The sequence below is a fragment of the Acinetobacter sp. A22 genome, assembly GCF_030913345.1.
Taxonomy (GTDB): Bacteria; Pseudomonadota; Gammaproteobacteria; order Pseudomonadales; family Moraxellaceae; genus Acinetobacter; species Acinetobacter junii.
This window is the reverse complement of record NZ_CP133162.1, coordinates 3,142,763-3,167,415: the sequence shown is the minus strand read 5'-3', so window position 1 is coordinate 3,167,415 and position 24,653 is coordinate 3,142,763. Positions and strand designations below refer to the sequence as shown.

Here is a 24,653-nt window from a genome sequence, read left to right as displayed (position 1 = left end):
AAGAGAAAGAAAAAGCAGGAGTTTTCTCCTGCTTTTTTTATGTCCGTACAACTCGATTAACTTGGCTCTATTTCCGTTTGCTTTGCATAACGATCGACAACCACACTGATCATCATATCTCCCTGTACATTAACTACCGTTCGAACGGTATCCAGCAACCGATCTATCGGCAGTAAAATTGCAATCGCTTCCGCAGGTAAACCAACTGATTGCAACACCATTATCATCGTTACCATGCCCGCACTTGGAATCCCTGGCGCACCTAATGATGCAATCATTGCGGTGAGACAGACAATAAACTGTTGGGTTAGGGTTAAATCCAAACCCATTAAATTGGCAATAAAAAGTGCAGCTGCAGCCTCATAAAGTGCGGTACCGTCCATATTTAACTGCGTACCCAAAGGAATTACAAAGCCTGCCGTTTGCGGTCTTACCCCTAAATTCTCTTGTGCGCAACGCATACTCAGTGGCATGGTCGCTGAACTAGAGCTTGTTGCAAATGCCGTCACCAATGCAGCTCGCGCACCTCTGAAGAACGTCAGAGGATTCATTTTTCCAAAAATCCAAAGCAGTGTAGGTAAAACCACTAAGCCATGAAAAATCGTTGTCCCAGTCACCACGAATGCAAACTCAGCAAGACGACTTAATACAGATAAATCCTCAGTCGCAATCAACTTCGCCAATAATGCAAAAATCCCAAGTGGCGCGAGTTTCATTACCCAACTGACAAGCATCATCATCATTTCAAAGAATTGTTGGCTGAGTTGACGAACTGTATTAAAACGCTCACCACCTTTAACGAGAGCAACGCCTAAGAAAAGTGCAAAAACCACAACAGCGAGTACATTCCCTTCACTAAATGCTTTAAAAGGATTGATTAAGGTATTTTGAATAAAATTGGTAAGAAAACTAGAAGGTGTAAGCGTATCAGGCGTTTGATGATTTTGCATTGCTGACTGAAAAAGTGTGATATCAACCCCCTTCCCAACATCAAAAAGATGTGCACAGCCAATCCCTAAGATCAATGCAAGCGTTGTAGTAGTCATACAACTCAAGGCGGTAATCTTCCAAACTCGACCAAACTCCCCTCCAGCTTGTAAATTTGAAACCCCTACAACGATAGAACTAAATATCAAAGGGATCAGCAACATCTTTAACAAACCAATAAAAATGCTACTTAAAATACCTAAAACATATAACGTTGTTTGAGCAAAATCAGCCTGAGGATAGCTAGTCAATAAAAGTCCTAACCCTACTCCCGCGATAGCTGCAATTAAAATTTGGGTATTTAAATTCATTGTGCGTATTAAAAATGAATGCAGTACAGCTACTATGGCATGCTCAAATCTAAGAATCGAGCAATTTTTTGTCACAAGCTTATGACAAAAAAGCCATCATAATGATGGCTTTAATACGATTTCATGCAGAATAATTTCACATTATTGCGTTTCTATTTCTCTGAGCCGAATCAAACCTTCTTGTACTGTACTACAGACTAATTGTCCGTTTTGCCACATTTTTCCAAAGTTCAAGCCACGAGAACTTGCACTAATCGTTGCCTCCATGTCATACAACATCCAATCATCTGCACGCAGAGGTCGATGGAAATAAATCGTATGATCAATACTGGCACATTGTAGATTTGGGGAAATCCAAGACAGACCATGAGGACGCAATGCTGTTGTCATCAAGGTAAAGTCAGAATAAAACGCAACAATCGCTTGATGAAGTGAAATTTCATCAATGTTCGATGGGATTCGATCATGAGTACGAATATAGTGTGCGTAAAAAGGAGCTTCTGGCTGAGGTTGAAACGGATTCATAGGCTGAATTGGTTTAATTTCAACATGACGTTCGCGCATAAAGCTGGCGCGAACATTTTCAGGCACGAAATTCAACATACTTTCTTTCAGTTCTTTTTCTGATTTCAGTGCTTCTGGAGCTGGATACTCAGGCTCTTTATGTTGATAGTTCAAACCTTCTTCAGGATTGGCAAAAGATACCATCGCTGAAAAAATTGTACGCCCATGTTGAATTGCTCGCACTTGACGACTTGCAAAACTTTTTCCATCACGCAATGGATCAACTTCATAAATAATGGGTGCATTTACATCCCCACCATATAAAAAGTAAGCATGCAACGAATGTGCAGGACGATCTGTAGTATACGAAGCAGCTCTTAATGCTTGACCAAGAACCTGTCCACCGAATACTCGTTTACCAACCAAATTGCGGCTGTTACCCCGAAAGATATGATCTTCTATTCTTTCTAAGGTCAAAAGTTCAACAAGTTCTTGAGTCAAAGCATTCATGTAATAACCTTCCAACATCAATCAGGAGAGATCAACGAATTGTTATATTAGTTGATGATTTTGATTGTGCCACAAATTCCAATAAAGATGCTCAGGATAAAATGATTTGTCCGTCACATTAATCCTTATTTATAACCGCTAAAAATACGATTTTTAACGATAAAATCTACCAAATACGCTATATTTTGTCAGAAAATAGCATATCGTTTTATGTAAGAATATCGCAGAATGTCGTGTTCATCATGGCTATATGTCAGGATTATTATTTAGGAGTCTGTAATGTCCAAGACTGGATTTGGTCAAATGTATCGTCAACTTTCGAGTAAGTTACTTGACCTTGTGGTTACCCCACATGTTCTTGGTGAAGTTCCTACAGAATCCACCAAAACAGAGCAGGATACAACCGATTCAAATAAAATTGTATGCTATGTTTTACAAAACTATTCACGCAGTAATGCGCTTGTTGTCGATGGTGAAACTCGTCGCCTTCATCTGAAACCTGCACTAGACCCATTGAGTTTTGGGTCATATCAGGAAAAGAACTCAGTATTATTCCTTCATCATAACGAAAATAATTACTTTAATACTCAAACTTTTCCTAGCAAACTTTTACATCTCATTGAAGCCCTCGAAAAACATCCTGAAACTGAAATAGAACTCGTGCCTGTTACGGTATTATGGGGACGTGCGCCTGATAAAGAAGATTCTTGGTTCAAATTACTATTTTCAGATACTTGGGCAACACCAGGTACTGTTAAACAACTTATGAATATCGGCTTACATGGTCGCCAGTCTTATTTGGAATTCCATGAGCCTCAATCATTGAGAGAGTTGGTAGATTATGCCAAGACCAACCACCCAAATCTCTCTCCTGCGACTTATATCGCTAGCTCATTAGATACTTATTTAGATCAGCAACGTGAAGTTGTTTTGGGCCCTGACTTGTCGGATCGTCGTAACGTCATGCAGTCAGTGGTCAAATCTCGTGATGTTCAAGATGCAATCCGTCGTGAAAGTATTCAACACAAAATCAGTATGCTCGAAGCTGAACGACGTGCTATCGGATACGTTAATGAAATCGTATCCGACTACTCAGCTTCAGCCGTTCGTTTTGCTGATATGGCATTAACCCGTTTGTGGACACAACTTTACGATGGTGTCGAAGTTCATAACTTCAGTACAGTTCGTGAACTCGCAAAAGACTATGAAATCATTTACACACCGTGTCACCGCAGTCATATCGACTACTTATTATTGTCATACGTGATTTATAAACGTGGCTTGATGATCCCGTATATTGCTGCTGGCGACAACCTCAATCTTCCATTTGTAGGTCAATTACTTCGTGGCGGTGGTGCATTCTTTATTCGTCGTTCTTTCCGCGGTAATGCACTATATACATCTGTATTTAAAGAATATCTTTACAGCATTTTGTCGCGCAACACCCCGATTGAATACTTTATTGAAGGTGGACGTTCACGAACGGGACGCCTATTGCCACCTAAAACAGGTATGTTAGCCATGACGATTCATGGTCATCTACGTGGACGTGCCAAACCAATTGTATTCGTGCCAACCTATATCGGTTACGAACGCTTGATGGAAGGTTCAACTTACGTTGGCGAGATGCAAGGTAAGCCTAAAGAAGCAGAATCTATTTTTGGTATCTTAAAAACCTTACGCAAAATCGAACGTATTTTTGGTAAGGTACATGTGAATTTTGGTGAGCCTGTTTTCTTAGATGATATTTTGAAGCAGCATCAAGCAGAAAATATCCAAATCGAGAAAAATGATGCACCTATTCCAGCTGAAATTTCGAAAGTCGTTTCTAGCTCAGCAAATCTAATCTTAGAAAATATTAACCGTGCGGTTGTCATTAACCCTGTTTCATTATTATCTCTGATCTTATTGGCAACGCCGAAGCATACGCTTGATGAAGAAATTTGTGCTAAGCAACTTGATATTTATCGTGATTTAGCGACTCAACATCCTTATGATGAACGCACTCAAGTGACTTCATTATCTGGCAAAGAAATTATTGCCTATGGCTTGAAATTAAAACTGATCAAACGTGTTCACCATGTGCTTGGTGATATTATCGCGATCGAAGACAATCAAGCGGTATTGTTGACTTACTTCCGTAATAACATTTTGCATGCTTTTGTTTTACCTTCACTTGTTGCATCTTTAGTGGAACACAACGGAAAGATCAATAAATTAGATTTAAGTAATGTAATTCGTACTTTGTATCCATTCTTAAAAGCTGAATTGTTTATGAAGTGGCAAGCTTCTGAGTTGCAACAACATATCGACAGCTATGTAAATGCTTTGGTTCAAATTGGTTTAATTTTCCAAGACCATGACGGTAACTTATTTAGCCCTACTCCAAACAGTGAAGAGCACCAAAAATTACTGACCTTGGCAATGCCAGTAAAACAAAGTCTTGAACGTTATTATATGACGTTGGCACTGATCACACAGCGAGGTTCAGGCAATATCTCAACCAAACAAGTTGAGGAGTTAAGCCACTTATTAGGTCAGCGCTTATCGGTGTTATATGAATTCAATTCGCCAGAATTCTTTGATAAGGCACTATTCCAAAGCTTTATTAAAGTTCTGACTCAGCAAAACTATATTCGCAACAACGAGCAAGGCTTCATCGAATATGATGATAACTTTAGTGAAATGGCTGCAGGTGCTCAGCTGGTTCTAGATGAAACCACTTTACAGATGCTGCAACATATTACTACGTTTAGTGATGAAGAATTAGCTGCCGCCTTGGAAGCAATGGCTTCTCAGCAAGCGAAACGCCGTCTAAAACGTAAGAAATCATAATCTCAACGTTCATCTCGAAACAAAAAAGCCAAATCTAAGATTTGGCTTTTTTATCTGTGTCATTTGCGACATTCAAGATATTTTGGGTCATCGATACATCGAAGTCGTTTAATCAATTCTACAAAAAAAGCATCGTAGTATCCTTGTTCAACATATCGATTACGGATTTTCGCAACCAATGCTTCATAACCTTGTTTCTCAAAGTCTGAAATATCCGCCCAGTAATAAGCAGGCAAGTGATTTTCCCATTGAATCGCCTGTGCGGCCAATACATTACTATTTTTGACAAACCATGTACGAACATGATGCCCAAAATTTGCAGGATATGATTTTGGTTTAATCACAATATTCCTTGCAAAATAAGCAACTGGGAAATTCACAACCTGTGTTGCTTCACCAAACTCTTTCTTGAGATTGTAAGGCAAAATTCCATAAGCAGGCGCTGCTAGAATATCAATCTTATGTTGTTTAAATAAATCAATTGCATTTGAAAAATCAACATAAGTCGCTTTAGCAGCAACACTTTGGACTAAAGCTTGTTGTGGTGGGTTATCTTCTAGAATCCCTATGCGCTTGTTTTTGAGTTGGGATACTTTACTGATCTGTTGAGTATTCATGATCATATATGCCGTTCCGATTGGAATCATACCAACCACTTCATACTTCGAACTGATCATTCTTTTTGCAACATTCGAATTATTCATGAGTTGCAAAAACATTCGTGCAACACGATTATTCGAAATTAAGCCAATTCCACCAGTGCTTCCCATAAATGAGTTGTAGCGGTAGGTATTAAAGTTTGATGCGACTAAACCTGTACATTTATTTTGCTCAAAAGCCTGAATCGCATCTTTTTCAATTTTAAAATAACTGAATTTTAATTGAACTTGGCTTTGCATGGCATGCAAACGTATATCTTGCAGACGACGGCTGATATCGCCTTTGGAACTCAATGGCTCAAACACACACCAAACCTGCTCACCAGCCCAGCTTGTTGTTCCCATAAATAACAGCAAAATTAAATAAATTATTTTTCTCATATACAACCTTCAACGCCTCACTGCAAACTACGTGCAAACTTAGGCAGTTCCTTAACGGAATGTGTTGGTAAGTATCTATCAAGATTCATACCAACTCTTCAATCATGATCGCAGTTTAATCTAATTATTTTTCATTAATATGTACGAACAGCGCGGCTTCATAGTCATTAAAGCAAATCAAATGGTCAAATTCAAAACCAGTTTTAGCAATTCGAGTCGCATAAATACGCTTTCCAGTGTGCTGTTCAGACTCCAATTTCAATGCTGTCAAACCTAATTTTCGCTGAAACCAAAGCAAAATTTCATGCATCGCTATAGGTCTATTATTACTGAGAATATAACTTGATTCAGGACTTTCCAAAGTCGCCAACAAAGCTAAAAATCGAGCTAAATCATTTATATGAATACGATTACTAAAGTGAATCGTCGGATAGCTCTGTGTACGCTGGGCAAGCTTTTTTAAACGCTCAACGGATACACCATAAATACCTGTTGGACGAACAATCACAGCCTGTTGTGGATAGTAGGATTGCCATAATAACTCCATTTTTCGTAATAGCTTACCTTGTTCATCTATTGGACGTATATCAGACTCATCATCCACAAGCTCTCCTGAGTTTTCACCATAAACGCGTGTTGAAGAGACGATAATGATCCGTTTGACAGGATGATGTTGTAAAGCTTTAGCAATTGGTTCCACACTATCGACATAGATATGTTGATAAGCATCAATTCCACTTTCACTTGGTGAAAGAATCACATACACCACATCAATTGGTTCAAATTCACTTAAATCAAGATGATGGGCATCTTGAATATGGTGTGTTGCGTAATGATCTGTTTTTTCAGTACGGCTAATTGTGCTAATGTGGTGACCTTGCTCAAATAAATGTTTAGCGACACGCTGAGATGTTTTACCATAACCAATAAATAAAATATGCATACCGATCCTTGACCAAAAAATGACTTCAGTCCAGCAATTACAAGGCGTTGGTGCTGCCGCAGCAAGCCTACTAGAAAAGCTCCATATTTTTAGCACGGATGATCTACTGTTTCATCTTCCGCGTGACTATGAAGATCGTAGCACTATTATTCCAATGAATCAGCTGGTTGTTGGACGTAGTTATTTGCTTGAGGGGGAAGTTAAATCTATTGATTTCCCACCAGGAAAAAAGAAATCCTTTGCTGCATTGCTACAAGATGATTTTGGCAAAGTCACCTTACGCTTTTATCATATTTATAAAGGTTTAACGGATCGTATAAAACCAGGTGCTCGTTTAAGAATCTTTGGTGAAGTGCGTATCGGTGCACGAGGCTTAGAACTTTATCATCCTGAAATACAAGTTATTCAACAACATACCGCATTACCCAAAACTCAGTTAACAGCGATATATCCAAGCACTGAAGGTCTAACACAACCTAAGTTGCGTGAATATGTTCGCCAAGCACTGGAACATCATAGCGATGCTTTACCTGAATTACTGCCCGCCAAATACAGTAATGGCTACGAATTAAAAGAAGCTCTGCACTATATTCACGAACCACCGATTGATGCCAATATGGTACAACTCAATCAAGGCTCACATCCTGCACAGCAACGATTGATTTTTGAAGAACTGGTCGCGCATCAAATCAGCTTACTTACACGTCGTGCTTATATTCGACAAATAGCAGCACCTCGCTTTAGCAGCAGCAAAGTTTTAGCAAAGCGCCTTTTAGATGCCCTGCCTTTCCAGATGACCAACGCACAAAAAAGGGTTTCTAAAGAAATTCTACATGATCTGAAGCAAGAACAACCCATGCTGCGTTTAGTTCAAGGAGATGTGGGTGCAGGTAAGACATTGGTTGCAGCCGTTGCAGCATGCCATGCTTTAGAAGCTGAATGGCAAGTGGCGCTGATGGCACCCACCGAAATCTTGGCTGAACAACACTATTTAAATTTCAAACGTTGGTTTGAGCCTTTAGGCATAAAAGTAGCTTGGCTCTCAGGTAAACAAAAAGGTAAAGCACGAACTTTAGCAGAGCAGGAAATTAAAGAAGGTCACTCACAACTCGTTGTCGGAACGCATGCCCTATTCCAAGACAATGTAGAATTCTCGAAGTTAGGCTTAGTGATTATTGATGAACAACACCGCTTTGGGGTAGATCAACGACTTGCATTACGCAATAAAGGCGTTGATCAATTTACACCACATCAATTAGTGATGACAGCGACCCCTATTCCACGCACACTCGCAATGAGTGCTTATGGTGATTTAGATACCTCAATCATTGACGAGCTACCACCTGGACGAACCCCGATTCAAACTGTCACGATTCCTCTTGATCGTCGAGAAGAGGTTTTACAACGTATCGCCAGCAACTGTCGTGAAGGTAAACAAGCCTACTGGGTTTGCACTTTAGTTGAACAATCTGAAACCTTGGATGCCCAAGCAGCAGAAGCAACTTTTCAAGAAATTAAAGAACGCTTCCCTGATCTAAATGTGGGATTAGTACACGGCAAAATGAAAGCTGATGAAAAGCAAGCTGTCATGCAAGCCTTTAAAGACAACCAGTCACAACTTTTGATTGCCACCACAGTGATTGAAGTGGGTGTCGATGTGCCCAATGCATCCATTATGGTGATTGAAAATGCGGAACGACTTGGACTTTCTCAATTACATCAGTTACGTGGTCGAGTTGGTCGCGGTGCAACAGCTAGTTTTTGTGCCCTACTCTACAAAACGCCACTATCACAAAATGGACAAGAACGTCTTTCCATCTTGCGTGAAAGCAACGATGGCTTTGTGATCGCTGAAAAAGATTTGGAAATACGTGGTCCAGGTGAATTACTAGGTACCAAGCAAACTGGTGATATGGGGTTTCGTGTCGCACGCTTAGAACGTGATGACCATTTGCTCACCCAAGCACATTATGTTGCTGAACAATTACTCAAAGATTATCCACAACATGCTGAAGGACTATTAAAACGCTGGCTACCTGAAGCACCTCGATACGCTTATGTTTAAATTATTGAGCCGAGGAGCACAACAAGTTGCTGATTATTTCACAGCATGTCACTTATGCGATATTGGTGTCAGAGCACACCATGGTGTTTGTCAAAGTTGCTGGCAACAATTACCATGGTTAAAACATAAAATCGAACGACATCAGCAAGATATACTTGTTGCCTGTCATTATGAATATCCGATCAGCCAACTCATTCAACAATTTAAATACGAGCAACAGTTACATCATCTTCGATTACTTAGCGGACTATTACTGGAACTTAAGCTGCCAAAAGTACATGCCATCGTACCAATGCCTATTTCAAATGATCGACTGATGGAAAGAGGTTTCAATCAATCACTTTTAATCGCTAAGGAACTGAGCAAAGTATTGAATATTCCAGTATGGCAGCCCGTGCAACGACTAGCCCAACATTCTCAAAAAGGTTTAAGCCGCTTAGAGCGACTGGAAAATATAGAAGATCAATTTGTCGCTAAAACACATCTTCAATTGATTTATAGAAAAGTGCTGATTATTGATGATGTCGTGACCACAGGCAGCTCTATCAATGCCCTCAGTCTAGTATTAAAACAGTTGGGGTGCCAACATATATACTCAGCCTGTTTAGCCGCTGGTGGTGTTAAACAGGCAAATCATGATGTTATTGCTTAAGACACCAAGGAATGACAACCTCGGTAGTTAATGGTGCAAGCAAAATAGACTCTTCATGTAAATCAATCCATTTCATTTCCGCGATTTCAGCCGCAATTTCAGGTTGTTGATGGAGTTCGACAACAAACAGATGGCTAATTAATTGATGATCAGGTTCATTTGCTGTTGCTGTCTCATATCGCCCCAAATACTGCTTGATGTCACAAGTAGACCCAATCTCTTCTAAAATTTCGCGCTGAATTGCTATTTCAGGCGCTTCATTGGGTTCAAGCTTTCCGCCAACTTGCATAAACACACGCGTGTTCTTTTTTCTTACCAATAACAACTCATTTTTGTCATTCATGATAATGGCAGCAGCGACAGTGATTGTTTTCAAAGGTTATCCTCAAGCTTGAATTTCATTGCGAGACGTCCATTTCGGAACTGCGGGTTGATATTTCTGAAATGCCGCTAAAATATCATGAATATTATCAGACACAATCAAGGTATCTACAAATCGAGCTTGGCTAAAACCATGCTCAACTGAAGTTTGTAACATTTTAATCAGATCATCATAAAAGCCATTAATATTTAAAAATGCACAAGGCTTTTGGTGAATCCCTAATTGATTCCATGTCCACTGCTCGAAAATTTCTTCCAAAGTCCCTGCACCGCCAGGTAATGCAATAAAACCATCTGCCAATTCAGCCATCTTGGTTTTTCGTTCATGCATATCTTTCACAACATATAGTTCGCTAAGTTCAGCATGCGCAAGCTCACGATCAACCAAAGCTTCAGGAATAACACCAATCACTTTGCCACCTGCTTCAAGCGCACTATTGGCAACCACACCCATTAAGCCAGAACGACCACCACCATAAACAAGGGTCAAACCTTGTTCAGCAATTATTTGACCTGTTGCTTGAGTGATTTGTTCATAAACCACATCATTACCGAGAGAAGAACCGCAAAAAACACATATAGAATTCATACAATTAAAACCGTTTTATATAACTGTCATGCTGATAAAGTAGGCTATGAAACAAGATTTTTGACAAAATAGCGTTTAGGCAAGTGTTTTTAGTTCAATCCTTGTCTAAAATACACGCTGACTTTCATAAACTGCGCGAGGAAAAAAGACATGCTTGAAGCCTTTTATGCCACAGAGCGCGGTAGTCTAGAAGATGCAACGATCAATGGGAGTTTTGATCTGCATCCTGAATTAGTTTGGATTGATTTAATCGCTCCATCACAAGAAGAACAACAATGGGTACTTGATGCTTATGAGCGCAACTTACCTACTCTTAAATCACTTGAAGACATTTCCTCATCCGCACGATTTTACCGTGATGATGATGGTATTTTGCATATCAGCACATATTTTTTAACAAAGAATAAAAATTATCAGGTAGATGGTGATACTGACGACTCATTACATATGCTTGCAATGGTACAAACCGTCGCATTTATTTTGCATAAAGATCGTTTATTTACCATGCGTGGTGAGAAGCTCGTCGCTTTCCGTGCATTCCGTGCCCGTGCGCGTCGCAATGACTATGATATGGACTATAAAGATCCGACGTGGATCTTATTAGGGTTACTAGAAGCAAAGCTTGATGAACTTGCGGATATCTTAGAAGATATCCACAAAGACTTAGAAAGATACTCCACAGAAGTACTCAATAATCATCATCGTGAAAAGATCTTAGATCTAGATGACATGATTACACGCCTAGCACAACAAGAAGATATGCTTGGAAAAGCACAATTATGTTTGATTGATTTGCGTCGAGTTCTTACCTTTTTATCTCGCCCGCGTGCATTAGGCAGTCATATCTATGATGCAGATATTCGAGAATTAAGCGAGGATGTACGCTCACTGGTCGAGCACGATGCTTTCTTATTCCAAAAAGTACGATTCTTACTCGATACCACTTCTGGGTTCATTAACACTGAACAGAATGACACGATTCGTCGATTCTCTATTTTACCAAGTATGCTTGCACCACCTATGCTGATTGCAAGTATTTATGGGATGAATACAGATGAATTACCATTTGCTCACGGAAGTTTAAGCTTTCTCATCGTCGCTGGCATATTAATGGCTTTCTTAGTACTACCAATGGTCTACTTCAGATGGAAGAAATGGATATAAAATGAAAGGGTTATTCCTTTGTATAGGCATAACTCTTTCGATACCCACAACTTTTGCCTGCGCACCGCTTTCCCCTAATGATGTGTTTATTGCCCGCGTTAAGTCTGTTCAGAAGATCAATTCAATTAATCATACTAAATTTAAATTACAGCACCCTGACTTTGTATTTAAAAATTTGTTATCTAAAATCATTTCACCAAGACCTAAAGAATGGATGAGTGATTTTCCAATTAAAACGATAAAAACGAATGACTTAATTATGGGCTTAGCATACCCATCAAATCATAATACATCCCAAAAATATCAAATTGTTTCTTTAGCATTATTAGATTGCAAAGAAAATACCATATCGATTGATCTTCCTATTGCACCATTTACCGCATGGAATAGAAGAATTAAAGGCTGTAATAATGAATCATCTATCAGATTACTAGATGGTTTTTTAGAACATGACGAAAGCTTTTATTTAAAAAAACTACATCAAAAATATCCAACTTGCGAAGCTCTTTTTTCAGCTTATCCCAAATAATACCAATAAAAAAGAGAGCTAAAATAGCTCTCTTTTTCTAATCCACAAAATCAATTAAATTAACTTCAAGTCATCTTGTAGATGGCAAGCTTGGATGATCTTTAACATCTTTTCAGAAACATTTTTAAAATGTAATCCTTTACTCTCTGGAGTTTGACGTAACCATTGCACCAAAACAGCCAAAGATAAAGTATTACCATTTTCAAGCTGAGCAAGGTCAACAACTAAAGGAAAACTTTGATGTTGCTGAATATATGCTAAACCTGATTGATAAACTTGCTCTGCATTTTCAAAATCAATCGTCTTAGGAACGACGAGTTGTTGGTCGATATATTGAATCACCCGTCACCTACTTATTTTTTATTTACAGCTGCATCAGCATCTGGTTTAAAGGTCGCAATCGCTTTATCAATATTTCCACCATTGCGCTGAACTGTAGCAGCAAACTGGTTACGGAATTGTAAGCCTAGATCAATACCAGAAACATTGATATTACGCACTTTCCATTGATCTCCTTTGTCCGTTAATTGGAATGACACAGGGATCTTCTCACCATTATGCATAAAGTCTAAAGTCACCACAGGATTTTTGCTGTTAGTCGACTTAAACGGACGCATTGTATAACTTTCATTAGTATATTTCGCGAAAGCACCACCATAGTTTTCGATAATCACTTCACGGAAGTTTTTCTCAAATTGAGCACGTTGTGCAGCATTCGTGTATTGGTTATTTGCATAAGTACCCAATACGATACGAGTAAATGCTTGCGAATCTACATATGGATCAAGATTTTGACGGATAATCGTTCTGACCAAAGCTGGATTGTTTTGCAACTTCGGTTTATCAGCTTTCAAACGAGTAATTAAACCATCTGCAACACGTTTTACGAAATCAGGTGGGGTCTCTTTTGGCGCTGCAAAAGCGGCACTCGCAAGCATTGTCGATAATACGCTTGCTGTCAGTGTCTGTTTCAATAATGTATTCACTTCAATCTCCTAACCTGAATTACTCAACAAACGAAGGTTCTGCATCATCCGTAGCAGGTTGAGAAGCTGAACTTTCTGTTGATGAGCTTGATGTGGATTTACCCGCACCACCAGTAATAAATTTACTGATTAAATCTTCTAAATCCATTGTGCCTTGAGTGTTTGAAACGACGTCACCACGTTTCAAGTAGTTGACACCACCACCTGGTACGACTTTCAAATATTTTTCACCCAATAAGCCATTGGTTGCTACCATTATATAAGCATCTTCGTCCAGACTCGTGATGGAGGTCATGTTACCGATCAGTTGCTGTTCCATTTCTTTTTGTTTCGCAGCATCAGCTTGTTGATAATCAGAGCTATAGCGTAATTCCTCAAGTGCATTCTTCTGAACTTCTTTTAACTGCTCAGCATTAAAGCTCGTTAACTTACCATCTAATTCGAATTTCACAGTCGCTAAACGTGTGATTGGATCTAATGTAATAGATTCAACACGACCAATCGTTACACCACTCATCGTAACTTTTGCACGTGGTTTTAAACCATTCACATTGTCAAACTGCGCTGTCATGCTGTAGCTATCACGTAAATTTGTGCCAACTAAACCACTGACTTTCATTGCAAGAAAAAATAGAGCGATACCGAAGATAATGACAAAAATACCTACGGCCAGCTCACTAGTACGTGATTTCATTAAATCCCTCCGAACATGACCGCAGTCAACACGAAATCAAAACCTAATACACAAAGTGAAGAATACACGACCGTTCTCGTCATCGACGTCGCAATACCTTCTGGAGTTGGATCGCAGGCATAACCTTGATATACCGCTACCCATGTACAAATCAATGCGAACACTACGCTTTTGATAATGCCATTAACAACATCATGTCCAAATTGCACACTACTTTGCATTCCACCCCAAAATGAACCTTCGTCCACTCCGAGGAAATCAACACCAACTAATTTTCCACCGACAATACCAATTGCAGCAAAAATGACAGTCAGCATCGGTAAACTTACAATACCTGCCCATAAACGTGGTGAAACGATTTGCTTTAACGGATCAACACCAATCATTTCCATACTGGCAAGCTGTTCGCTCTGTTTCATCGAACCGATTTCAGCAGTAAGCGCCGAACCAGCACGTCCTGCAAATAATAATGCAGCGACTACAGGTGCAAGCTCACGAAGTAATGTCAAAGACACCATCGTCCCTAACATTGCTTCACTACCGACATTCACCAAAATCGAATAGCCTTGTAAACCCAGTACCAAACCAATGAATAAACCAGAGACAGAGATAATCAATAATGACATCACTCCGACACGGTACATTTGGTAGATAAAACGCTGAAATCCGCCTTTGGATGGCATTGAAAATAAAATCTGAATCAACATTAGTGACGCTGCACCAATGCCTTTCACCCGCTCAATAACGAGTCTACCTAACCAGGCAATCGTATTCATGGACGAACCTCGTTATCTAAATAAGCTTGATGAGTAAATTGATATTCGACAGGTCCTTCAGCTGATCCTGTTAAAAATTGGCGCACAAATGGTGAAGCATGATTTTCTAATTGTTCAGGTGTACCTTCACCCTGAATTTTACCTTCAGCAACAACATAAATATAATCAGCAATCGATAAGGTCTCTGCCACATCGTGCGATACGATAATCGTTGTTAAATCTAATGCTTCACGTAAAGAACGAATTAATCGAGTTAAAACACCTTTCACAATCGGGTCTTGCCCAGCAAAAGGTTCATCATACATAATCAATTCTGGATCAAGTGCAATCGCACGTGCTAAAGCAACACGACGATTCATACCTCCAGAAAGTTCTGATGGCATTAATTGTTCTGCACCGCGTAAACCAACAGATTCAAGCTTTAAGGCAACAAGCTCTGCAATGATATGTTCAGGTAACTTCGTATGAGCTCGTATCGGAAATGCAACATTTTCATATACCGACATATCAGTAAACAGCGCACCACTTTGAAATAACATTCCCATACGCGCACGAGCTGTAAATAGCTCAGGACGAGACATTGCTGCTATATTTTTACCATCGATTAAAACCTCACCCCGATCAGGAGTTAATTGTCCACCAATGAGTCTTAATAATGTTGTCTTACCTGTACCTGACGGCCCCATGATTGCAGTAATCTGACCACGTCGAATTTTGAGACAAACATCATCATAAATGACACGTTCCCCTCGATTAAAGCTCAAGTGTTTAACTTCAATTAAGGCTTCAGTATCGCGAGGAGTTTTATTATTCATAAGGGCATTCATTCCTGCACTTTTTATGCACGCATACTATACACTGAAAGATTAAGCACTTGTTTTTATTTTGATAAGGGATGTATCAAGATTATTTAATTTATGTAGTTATTCTTAGACGCGGATTCACTCGCAACATGCATCGTATTATTGGCATTAAAACTGTCAGAATTGTTTTCATCAAACAATGCATATGCAAAGAATAATCCATTACATAACATGAGAATGACAAATAGACACGGTAGCCCTTCATTGCAAACGAAAGACCATGCTTGAGCAACAAAACTGTTATTTTGCTTAATATTATTCATTTTTTATATAAAATTTGAACTAAAACACATTTTTCCAGATTCTACATGAATATCAAGTAATAAAAAAGCCAGTTTTTCAACTGGCTTCTTCATTTTATCGTTTTTTAACGATTAGAAGTCGTTTTTACGACGACGGTCGCCACCGAAAGTTTCTTCACGTGTACCGCGTACTGGACGATCTTCACCAAATTTACGCTTAGGACGGTCTTCACCACCGAATGTACGTTTTGGACGATCTTCACCACCAAAGCTACGCTTTGGACGGTCACCGAAGCCACCTTCACGTTGAGGTGCTGGACGATCACCAAAATCACGTTTTGGACGATCACCGAAGCTACCTTCACGACGTGGTTTATAATCTACACGATTACCACGGTTGTCATCATTCGAGTCAAAACGTGGTTTATCGTTGTAGCCACCTTCACGACGTGGACGATCAGAATTGAATTCACGACGTGGGCGATCTTCACCACCAAATGTACGCTTTGGACGATCATCAAAACCACCTTCGCGGCGTGGACGATCAGAATTGAATTCGCGACGTGGACGATCTTCACCACCAAATGATGGACGTTCACCACGTGGTTTATCATCAAAGTTACGACGTGGACGGTCTTCAAAACCACCTTCACGACGTGGACGATCAGAATTGAATTCGCGACGTGGACGATCTTCACCACCAAATGATGGACGTTCACCACGTGGTTTATCATCGAAGCTACGACGTGGACGATCATCACCACCTTCACGACGTTTGAAATTGCTTTCGCCTTCAAAACGACGACCGCCACCAAAACCACCACGACCACGACCGCCGCCATCACGACCACCGCGACCACGACCGCCGCCATCACGACCTGAACGTGCAGGAGGTGGAGATGGCTCTAAACCTTCAATTTCAGACACATTTAAACGTGCATCTAAATAATCTTCTAAAGCACGGATTTTGCCACGCTCACGATAAGTCGCAAGTGTAATCGCTTGACCTGTACGACCCGCACGACCTGTACGACCAATACGGTGTACATAGTCTTCATTTTTCATCGGTAAACCGAAGTTAATTACGTGAGAAATGGTTGGTACGTCTAAACCACGTGCTGCAACATCAGTTGCAACTAAGATTTTTGCACGACCTTCACGAATACTACGTAAACGACGGTTACGAACTGTTTGTGGCATAGCACCATGCAATGCAACAACTGAGTGGCCTGCTTCAGCCAATTCTTCAGCAAGCATGTCTGTATCTTCTTGCGTGCTTGCAAATACAACAGCTTGATCTACTGACTCGTCAGATAACCAGTGTGTAAGTAATTTTTTCTTATGCTCAAAGCCATCAGTCCAATGTAATGTTTGAGTTACATCAGTATTAGTACTGTGGCCTGTTTCGATTGCGATACGTTGTGGATCATTCATCATACGTTCAGCAAGACGAATAATACGATCAGCAAAAGTAGCAGAGAACATTAATGTTTGATTACGGTTTGCAGCTAACTCACCAATTGCTTCTAGATCTTCAGAGAAACCTAGATCAAGCATACGGTCAGCTTCATCGACGATTAAAGATTCAACTTTATCAAGTTTCAATTGACGACGATTAACCAAGTCAAGTAAACGACCTGGAGTAGCAACAATAACTTGCGCGCCTTTAAGCTGTTGAATTTGCTTACCAAAAGGCATACCACCCATAATTGCAGCAATACGAACACCTTTCATATGACGTACAAATGCAATCGCATCTTGGCTTACTTGTTGAGCCAATTCACGCGTTGGGCATAAAACTAAAATGCTTGGTTGGGTAATCGCTTTCATGCGCTCTTTAAATGGCACGAAAGTTTCTTGACCAGTTAAAGCGTTTAATGTTGGGAGTAAAAATGCTGCTGTCTTACCAGAACCAGTCTGGCTAGAAACTAATAGATCTTTTCCTTCTAACGCAGCTGGAATCGCTTGTTCTTGCACAGGAGTTGGACTAGTAAAACCTAAACCTTCTAGGGCTTGTTGTAAGGTTTCGTGCAAAGAAAATTCGGCAAAAGTTTTGCTCATAGAGAGTTTCACCCTAATGGGTGCTCCATTTTAATAAATACAAAAAATAGACATCGGCAAAAAGCGGCAAAGCGACTCAAGCTGAAAATATATGAAATTCAGCGGCAATCCGAATAACGACGATGTGGACTAACGCACGCTTGATTACTGCCTCAACCTGAAGAATCGCTAAGCGATTTGGGCGCAAGATGTGGTCCTCTCTATGGACAGCGTGCGCATAATATGAATAGAACTAAATGTTCAGGTAATGAACTGGAATTTAAGTGCGTGGGCGGATTATAGCAGAATAATTTTAAAAGTCACCCTTTTTAATAGGTTTTTCTACTGGATCACCTTTATTATTTGTATCTGACCGATTAAAGAAGATGAAATTATAAAAATAACTCCTTCATTATGATCAGATCATAATAAAAAACCCTCAAATTATTGAGGGTTTTTTAATCTAAAATTTATTTTGCAGCTTCGCTCCATGCTGGAACTACTGCTTGCATTAGTGGTTTTAACATTTTCATTGAGCAAGCAATGACTTGACCATTTTCCATTGAATCATTACCACCACGAGCATCCACAACCACACCGCCCGCTTCTTTAACAATTAATTCGCCTGCAGCGATATCCCATGGTTTTAAACCTAATTCAAAGAAACCATCAAAACGACCCGCAGCAACATATGCCAAATCTAAAGCTGCTGAACCTGCACGACGAATTTGAGCGCCAGATTTTGTGACTGCCAATAACGAAGCAAAGTGTTGCTCTGCATAAGAAACAATTTCACCATTACGCTTCGCGCGATAAGGATGACCGACTGCTAGGAATGTTTTATCTAAAGTATCTTTGACATTCGCACGAATACGGCGTTGATTCATCACTGCACCGCGACCACGACTAGCTGAAAATAACTCATCACGTACTGGATCATAGATCACACCGTGTTGTGTCACGCCTTTGTGTTGTACAGCGATAGAAATACAAAAGTGAGGGAAACCATTGATAAAGTTTTGAGTACCATCTAAAGGATCAATCACCCAACACCAATCAGCGTCGTGACCTTTACCTTCTTGCATACCAAACTCTTCACCTAGGAAGCTATGATTTTTATAGCTTTTGCGAAGTGTATCTATTGTAAGTTGTTCCAAATAACGATCAACACGTGTTACTGGACCATCAATGCCTTTTTCTTCAACTTGTAAATCGAGTTTATGACGATTTTGATGTGCCTTTAAAAGCTCTTGACCAACTGTTTGAGCCGCACGCGCAGCCATAACCACCATAGGTTCCATTGAACACCCACTACAAATTTGAAGATTTTGACAAAGAATAATGCATAAAAGCCCTTACATTCTATCAAATATAAGGGCTTTTAGGGGAAAAATGTTTACGAAAAATTATTTCCGTTTTTTATCTAAAACCAAGCACGTTCAATTGATGCTAAAATTCCATGCGTATCCAAACCACAATCGGCAAGCATTTGTTGATGTGTAGCTTGATGTAAAAACTCATCTGGCAAACCCAAATTCAGGATTGGCTTTACAATTTTTGCTTGTGCGAGGAATTCATTCACTGCACTTCCCGCACCTGCCATCACGGCATGTTCTTCAACAGTTACGAAAAGCTGAGTTCGTTCAGCAAGTGTTCGTATCATTTGTTCATCCAATGGCTTCACAAAACGCATATTTACCACACGCACACCTATTGCATGCTTATTCGCAAATTGTTGCGCTGCTTCGACTGAAGCTGCCACTCGACTCCCGAAAGCCAAAATACTGATCTGCTGATCTGCATCCAAATTAAATTCTGCAACGATTTCAGCTTTACCAATTTCTAAAGCAGCCATTTGTTGTTGAATTTCTACACCTGTTCCAGCACCACGTGGGTAACGAACTGCTGTTGGACCTTTATAATGATATGCAGTGTGTAGCATTTGACGACATTCATTTTCGTCTTTTGGCGCCATAATCACCATATTAGGTACAGTACGCATATAGGCATAATCGTATGCACCTGCATGCGTTGGACCATCTTCGCCAACCAAACCAGCACGATCAATACCAAAGGTGACATCTAAATTTTGCAATGCCACATCATGAATCAACTGATCGTAGCCACGTTGCAAGAAGGTTGAATAAATCGCGACAACAGGCTTTAAACCTTCACACGCCATACCCGCTGCTAAAGTGACTGCATGCTGTTCAGCAATCGCAACATCAAAAAAGCGTTCAGGGTATTGCTGTGCAAACTTCACCATGCCAGAACCTTCACACATTGCAGGTGTGATCGCTAATAAACGTGCATCTTGTGCAGCTTCGTCACATAACCACTGTCCAAATACATCTGAATATTTAGGTGGTGATTTTTTAACTGGTGCCGAAGCAGTAGGTGTAATCTTAGTAATGGCATGATAGGTAATCGGATCTGCTTCTGCTGGAGCGAAACCTTTACCTTTTTTAGTGTAAACGTGAACTAATCGCGGACCTTTGCGTTTTTTTAATGCGTGGAAGACTTGAGCAAGTTGTTCAACATTGTGCCCATCAAAAGGTCCGAAATAGTCAAAACCAATCGCTTTAAATAAGTTATCAGCTGCATCTGTTGCAGATTGATGCAAACGCGAATTGTATGTCCATTTTGGATGTGGCTGAACATAAGCTTCGCCCTGTTCATTTACATTGACCAATTGACCAGTTTCCCAGATCGCAGCGAGATGTTTTGCAAAACCACCCGTGCTGCATGAGATCGACATATCATTATCGTTCAATACCACGATTAGATCAGCATTATGTGCAACAGCATCATTCATGGCTTCAAAAGCCATCCCTGCTGTCATTGCACCATCACCGATAATCGCAACAACTTCGCAAGGCTTTTGCTGATAACGGCGAGCGAGTGCCATCCCTAATCCAGCAGAAATTGCTGTTGAAGAATGTCCTACACCGAAAGTATCAAAATTAGATTCATCACGTGCTGGAAATGCAGCTAAACCACCTTTACTACGAATTGTGGTAATACGTTCTCGACGCCCAGTCAGGACTTTGTGTGGATATGCTTGATGTCCTACATCCCAAACTAAACGATCATCTGGTGTATTGAAACAGTAGTGCAAAGCAACTGTCAGTTCAATCACACCTAAATTTGCGCCAAAGTGACCACCACTTTGTCCTGCTGCATACAAAATATATTGACGCAACTCATCTGCCACTTGAGGGAGTTGGCTTTGCTCGAGCTGACGTAATTGCTCAGGATGATCGATTTCATCCAACAATGGCGTAACAGGGCGTTGAGTTGGAATTTCGGTATACAACATAATGTGGCAAAGCCTTTTTAAGCCTGGCAAATCCGAAGCTGGGTTAAATGGGGGTGATCATACAATTAAACATGATGCACCTTCAATCAGCCACATGTGCGAATGATGTAGTGCTGAACATTCTCTTGCATACATTTACAGTATAGCCATCAGATTATCCTGAATTATGTCACTGTTTATCAACTATTATTATGTGCTTTGTATGAAAAAGAAAAACTTGTGTGAAAAATCAGACATTCTAATTCACGCAATCTTCACACATTAGGCTATACTTTGACAGTTTTTCTGATAATGGTGAATAAATCTGTGCCGATTGAATTTATTGCAACATCAAAGCTACCAACTGCTTTCGGTGACTTCAATATTTCCGTGTTTCAAGACCCAAAGACGGGTGAAGAACATGTGGCGCTTTCTAAAGGTTTAGAAACTCCACCAAATACTCCTGTTTTAGTTCGTATTCACTCAGAGTGTCTTACGGGCGACGCTTTTGCCTCACTGAAATGTGACTGTGGTCCTCAACTGCAAGCAACCCAACGTTTGATCAATGAAGCAGGTCAAGGTGTCATCCTTTATTTACGTCAAGAAGGTCGTGGCATTGGATTGACCAATAAAATCCGAGCTTATGCACTTCAAGATCAAGGGCATGATACGGTTGATGCTAATCTTCTGTTAAATCTTCCTGCTGATGCACGTCGTTATGATATGTGCAGCATTATGCTCGATCATCTCCAAGTCAAAGAAGTTAAGTTGATTACTAACAACCCTCTAAAACTTAAAGCACTGACCGATCTTGGTATTAATGTTGTTGAACGTGTACCACTTACTGTTGGAAAAAATCCGTTCAATGAGCAATATTTAAAAACCAAACGTGAGCGTATGGATCATCTCTATCAAAAAGATGACTTCTGATTCACGTTCTTAAACGTTTAAAAATAAAGCAATCAAGGGATTTTTAATCAGAATGATTAAAAATCCCTTATTTTTTTTATGGTTTTATGTTTTGATGTTACTAATACATAGATCACCTCAAGAGGATCATCATGCAGCATCCAACTTCAGCTGATATTCAACGTGTTCGTGAATTTTTACTTGATCTACAAGCACGAATTTGCGCAGGTTTAGAACAACAGGAACGTGCAGGCGGTGGAACCGCTGAGTTTATCATTGATGATTGGGAGAGAACCGAAGGCGGTGGTGGTCGCTCTCGAGTTCTACAAAATGGTGAAGTAATCGAAAAAGGTGGGGTGATGTTTTCCCACATTAACATCAGCAAACTACCTGCTTCAGCGACAGAACGCCATCCACAGATTGCTGGTGCAAAAGCACAAGCCTTGGGCGTTTCATTAGTCATTCATCCTAAAAATCCTAATATTCCAACCTCACATGCTAATGTTCGTTTATTTGTAGCCGAACCTGAAGGTCAAGATCCTGTGTGGTGGTTTGGTGGTGGCTTCGATCTGACACCTTTTTACCCAGATGATCAAGATATTCAAAATTGGCATCAAACCGCTTATGACTTATGCAAGCCTTTTGGTGAAAATGTTTATGCAGAACATAAACAATGGTGTGATGATTATTTCTATTTAAAGCATCGTGATGAACAACGCGGCGTAGGTGGACTGTTCTTTGATGATCTCAATCAGTGGGATTTCGAAACTTGTTTTAAATATATACAAGCCGTTGGAAATGGATACTTAGAGGCGATCTTACCTATTTTTGAAAAGCATCGTGAGCAACCCTATACAGAAGCACAACGAGAGTTCCAACTTTATCGTCGTGGGCGTTATGTAGAATATAATTTGGTTTATGACCGTGGCACTTTGTTCGGCTTACAAACTGGTGGGCGTATTGAATCAATTCTAGTAAGTTTACCGAATCTAGCAGGTTGGTCGTATCGTCCAGAATGGGATGCTGACTCGCAAGAGAAACGACTTACAGACTATTATTTAAAACCAAGAGATTGGTTAGGTTTAACAAAATAATCCCTACTCTACATCCCTGTTTTTATAAATCAGGGATGTGTTTTATTTGTACATTCATTTAAGTTCTAAATATAAAGATCTCAGTGTTGTTAATAGGGTTATGAATTAAATCTGATCTAAAACTTTGCATCAATGACTTACTCAAACTTTGAGGCTGTTTGATCAAAGTAATCAATAACTGTAAAAATTGTCCGTGTGACAATCACTACGATGATTAATATTTGCAATGCTTTCGGCATGTCTAACAAGAAAGATACTCATAACATAATTTGTATAAATCTCAGCAAAATTCAGTCTTATCTGAACATGTTCTGAAAATTAAATCAGCCTGTCATATGGTGCGAGATGTAAATCAATATTGCGGCACACCATGTATCTTTAATAAACTTTGACCACCGCAATCAAGCTGATGACTCATGACGAAACAATTTGCTGTTATTGGAAATCCAATTGAACAATCCCGCTCACCAGAATTGCATCATGCTTTTGCAGCAAAAACCGGCGTTGATTTAAATTATAAAAAAATTCTTGCTCCGCTTGATGGTTTCGAGTCCGCAGTTAAAGCGTTCTTCGATCAAAATGGTGTTGGCATGAATGTCACTGTTCCATTTAAAGAGCAGGCTTTTGCGTTATGTGACCAACTCACTGAACGTGCCAAGATTGCCAAAGCAGTCAATACTTTATGGATGCAAGACGGTCAACTATATGGTGATAATACCGATGGGCAAGGTTTAGTTGCAGCGATACAAGCTTTGAATTGGAACTTAACAAATAGCCGTATTTTGATTTTGGGCGCGGGTGGCGCAACACGCGGTGTGATTTATCCACTAGTTCAAGCTGGTGCAAAACAAATTGTGATTGCCAACCGTACATTAGCCCGTGCAGAACAATTGGTTGAAGATCTAAAAACGGCTGTGCCCGATACTAAACTACATGCAATCTGCCTAGATCAACTGACAGGTGAGTTTGACATCGTCATTAATGCGACTTCGGCAAGTTTAACGGGTGAAGCTTTGCAATTACCTCAAACACTTATTTTTCATCACGCCTACGAAATGGCATACGGAAAACCATCAAGTTTCCTTGATCAAGCCCTTATTAGACAAGTTCCTTCTACAGATGGATTCGGCATGCTAGTGGGGCAAGCCATTGAAGCTTTCTCTATTTGGAATGGCGTGAAACCTGAATTAAAAGACTTCTTATAAATCAAACCATAAAAAAGAACCTGCATGATGCAGGTT

General features: G+C 39.9%; 23 protein-coding genes. 8 read left to right on the top strand and 15 right to left on the bottom strand.

The window, feature by feature from the left end; all coding sequences use genetic code 11:
- Nucleotides 1-56: 56 nt before the first annotated feature.
- Nucleotides 57-1,298, bottom strand: a complete 1,242-nt coding sequence (locus Q9Q86_RS15420; protein ID WP_112987452.1) for a dicarboxylate/amino acid:cation symporter — start codon at nucleotides 1,296-1,298, stop codon at nucleotides 57-59.
- Between the two features lie 141 nt (nucleotides 1,299-1,439).
- A complete protein-coding gene (locus Q9Q86_RS15415) occupies nucleotides 1,440-2,312 on the bottom strand; it encodes an acyl-CoA thioesterase II (protein ID WP_004909395.1) in 873 nt (290 codons plus the stop codon).
- A 279-nt stretch (nucleotides 2,313-2,591) separates the two neighbouring features.
- On the opposite strand from Q9Q86_RS15415, the gene plsB reads away from it, so the two are divergent.
- Nucleotides 2,592-5,147 (top strand): glycerol-3-phosphate 1-O-acyltransferase PlsB, encoded by a 2,556-nt coding sequence (gene plsB / locus Q9Q86_RS15410; RefSeq protein ID WP_112987453.1) that lies wholly within the window; start codon nucleotides 2,592-2,594, stop codon nucleotides 5,145-5,147.
- 59 nt (nucleotides 5,148-5,206) lie between these two features.
- On the opposite strand, the gene Q9Q86_RS15405 is transcribed toward plsB, so the two are convergent.
- Nucleotides 5,207-6,187, bottom strand: coding sequence for a putative solute-binding protein (locus Q9Q86_RS15405; RefSeq protein ID WP_112987454.1), 981 nt, complete (start codon nucleotides 6,185-6,187; stop codon nucleotides 5,207-5,209).
- Nucleotides 6,188-6,311: 124 nt separating this feature from the next.
- Nucleotides 6,312-7,130: an NAD-dependent epimerase/dehydratase family protein gene (locus Q9Q86_RS15400; protein WP_112987455.1), complete on the bottom strand. Its 819-nt coding sequence runs from the start codon at nucleotides 7,128-7,130 to the stop codon at nucleotides 6,312-6,314.
- A gap of 19 nt (nucleotides 7,131-7,149) precedes the next feature.
- On the opposite strand from Q9Q86_RS15400, the gene recG reads away from it, so the two are divergent.
- On the top strand, nucleotides 7,150-9,195 hold the full coding sequence (recG, locus tag Q9Q86_RS15395; protein ID WP_112987456.1) for an ATP-dependent DNA helicase RecG: 2,046 nt from the start codon (nucleotides 7,150-7,152) through the stop codon (nucleotides 9,193-9,195).
- Entirely contained in the window at nucleotides 9,188-9,847 is a 660-nt protein-coding gene (locus Q9Q86_RS15390; protein ID WP_112987457.1) for a ComF family protein, read from the top strand. The genes recG and Q9Q86_RS15390 overlap by 8 nt, the downstream gene beginning before the upstream one ends.
- Here the strand turns inward: Q9Q86_RS15390 and Q9Q86_RS15385 are convergent.
- Nucleotides 9,837-10,223 carry an NUDIX domain-containing protein gene (locus Q9Q86_RS15385; protein ID WP_005403262.1) on the bottom strand — a complete coding sequence of 129 codons (387 nt, stop codon included), beginning with the start codon at nucleotides 10,221-10,223 and terminating at the stop codon, nucleotides 9,837-9,839. The genes Q9Q86_RS15390 and Q9Q86_RS15385 overlap by 11 nt on opposite strands.
- Before the next feature lie 9 nt (nucleotides 10,224-10,232).
- Nucleotides 10,233-10,817, bottom strand: coding sequence for a TIGR00730 family Rossman fold protein (locus tag Q9Q86_RS15380; protein WP_004964372.1), 585 nt, complete (start codon nucleotides 10,815-10,817; stop codon nucleotides 10,233-10,235).
- A 150-nt stretch (nucleotides 10,818-10,967) separates the two neighbouring features.
- Here Q9Q86_RS15380 and Q9Q86_RS15375 point away from each other — a divergent pair, with 150 nt between their 5' ends.
- Together Q9Q86_RS15375 and Q9Q86_RS15370 are read left to right on the top strand one after the other, a co-directional pair.
- Nucleotides 10,968-11,981, top strand: coding sequence for a magnesium and cobalt transport protein CorA (locus tag Q9Q86_RS15375; RefSeq protein WP_112987458.1), 1,014 nt, complete (start codon nucleotides 10,968-10,970; stop codon nucleotides 11,979-11,981).
- Nucleotide 11,982: 1 nt separating this feature from the next.
- Nucleotides 11,983-12,510: a hypothetical protein gene (locus Q9Q86_RS15370; RefSeq protein ID WP_112987459.1), complete on the top strand. Its 528-nt coding sequence runs from the start codon at nucleotides 11,983-11,985 to the stop codon at nucleotides 12,508-12,510.
- A gap of 54 nt (nucleotides 12,511-12,564) precedes the next feature.
- Here Q9Q86_RS15370 and Q9Q86_RS15365 read toward each other — a convergent pair whose 3' ends face one another.
- The 9 genes from Q9Q86_RS15365 to dxs all read right to left on the bottom strand — a co-directional run bounded on the left by Q9Q86_RS15365 (nucleotide 12,565) and on the right by dxs (nucleotide 21,430).
- Nucleotides 12,565-12,852 (bottom strand): lipid asymmetry maintenance protein MlaB, encoded by a 288-nt coding sequence (locus Q9Q86_RS15365; protein WP_004964385.1) that lies wholly within the window; start codon nucleotides 12,850-12,852, stop codon nucleotides 12,565-12,567.
- Nucleotides 12,853-12,863: 11 nt separating this feature from the next.
- Nucleotides 12,864-13,496, bottom strand: a complete 633-nt coding sequence (locus Q9Q86_RS15360) for a phospholipid-binding protein MlaC (protein WP_004909421.1) — start codon at nucleotides 13,494-13,496, stop codon at nucleotides 12,864-12,866.
- 19 nt (nucleotides 13,497-13,515) lie between these two features.
- Entirely contained in the window at nucleotides 13,516-14,190 is a 675-nt protein-coding gene (locus tag Q9Q86_RS15355) for an outer membrane lipid asymmetry maintenance protein MlaD (protein ID WP_004909422.1), read from the bottom strand.
- On the bottom strand, nucleotides 14,190-14,966 hold the full coding sequence (gene mlaE, locus Q9Q86_RS15350) for a lipid asymmetry maintenance ABC transporter permease subunit MlaE (protein WP_004909424.1): 777 nt from the start codon (nucleotides 14,964-14,966) through the stop codon (nucleotides 14,190-14,192). The genes Q9Q86_RS15355 and mlaE overlap by 1 nt, the downstream gene beginning before the upstream one ends.
- Nucleotides 14,963-15,781 (bottom strand): ABC transporter ATP-binding protein, encoded by an 819-nt coding sequence (locus Q9Q86_RS15345; protein WP_004909426.1) that lies wholly within the window; start codon nucleotides 15,779-15,781, stop codon nucleotides 14,963-14,965. The genes mlaE and Q9Q86_RS15345 overlap by 4 nt, the downstream gene beginning before the upstream one ends.
- A gap of 95 nt (nucleotides 15,782-15,876) precedes the next feature.
- On the bottom strand, nucleotides 15,877-16,092 hold the full coding sequence (locus Q9Q86_RS15340) for a hypothetical protein (protein WP_004964390.1): 216 nt from the start codon (nucleotides 16,090-16,092) through the stop codon (nucleotides 15,877-15,879).
- 111 nt (nucleotides 16,093-16,203) lie between these two features.
- Nucleotides 16,204-18,132, bottom strand: coding sequence for a DEAD/DEAH box helicase (locus tag Q9Q86_RS15335; RefSeq protein WP_004964392.1), 1,929 nt, complete (start codon nucleotides 18,130-18,132; stop codon nucleotides 16,204-16,206).
- A 449-nt stretch (nucleotides 18,133-18,581) separates the two neighbouring features.
- Nucleotides 18,582-19,412: an inositol monophosphatase family protein gene (locus tag Q9Q86_RS15330; RefSeq protein ID WP_004951734.1), complete on the bottom strand. Its 831-nt coding sequence runs from the start codon at nucleotides 19,410-19,412 to the stop codon at nucleotides 18,582-18,584.
- A gap of 122 nt (nucleotides 19,413-19,534) precedes the next feature.
- Nucleotides 19,535-21,430: a 1-deoxy-D-xylulose-5-phosphate synthase gene (gene dxs / locus Q9Q86_RS15325; RefSeq protein WP_112986996.1), complete on the bottom strand. Its 1,896-nt coding sequence runs from the start codon at nucleotides 21,428-21,430 to the stop codon at nucleotides 19,535-19,537.
- Nucleotides 21,431-21,736: 306 nt separating this feature from the next.
- Between dxs and ribA the strand changes: the two genes are divergently transcribed.
- The 3 genes from ribA (at nucleotide 21,737) to aroE (ending at nucleotide 24,617) form a co-directional block, all read left to right on the top strand.
- Nucleotides 21,737-22,339 carry a GTP cyclohydrolase II gene (gene ribA, locus Q9Q86_RS15320; protein ID WP_005403269.1) on the top strand — a complete coding sequence of 201 codons (603 nt, stop codon included), beginning with the start codon at nucleotides 21,737-21,739 and terminating at the stop codon, nucleotides 22,337-22,339.
- 131 nt (nucleotides 22,340-22,470) lie between these two features.
- Nucleotides 22,471-23,412, top strand: a complete 942-nt coding sequence (hemF, locus tag Q9Q86_RS15315; RefSeq protein WP_112986995.1) for an oxygen-dependent coproporphyrinogen oxidase — start codon at nucleotides 22,471-22,473, stop codon at nucleotides 23,410-23,412.
- 416 nt (nucleotides 23,413-23,828) lie between these two features.
- Nucleotides 23,829-24,617 carry a shikimate dehydrogenase gene (gene aroE / locus Q9Q86_RS15305; protein WP_087539563.1) on the top strand — a complete coding sequence of 263 codons (789 nt, stop codon included), beginning with the start codon at nucleotides 23,829-23,831 and terminating at the stop codon, nucleotides 24,615-24,617.
- Nucleotides 24,618-24,653: the final 36 nt, after the last annotated feature.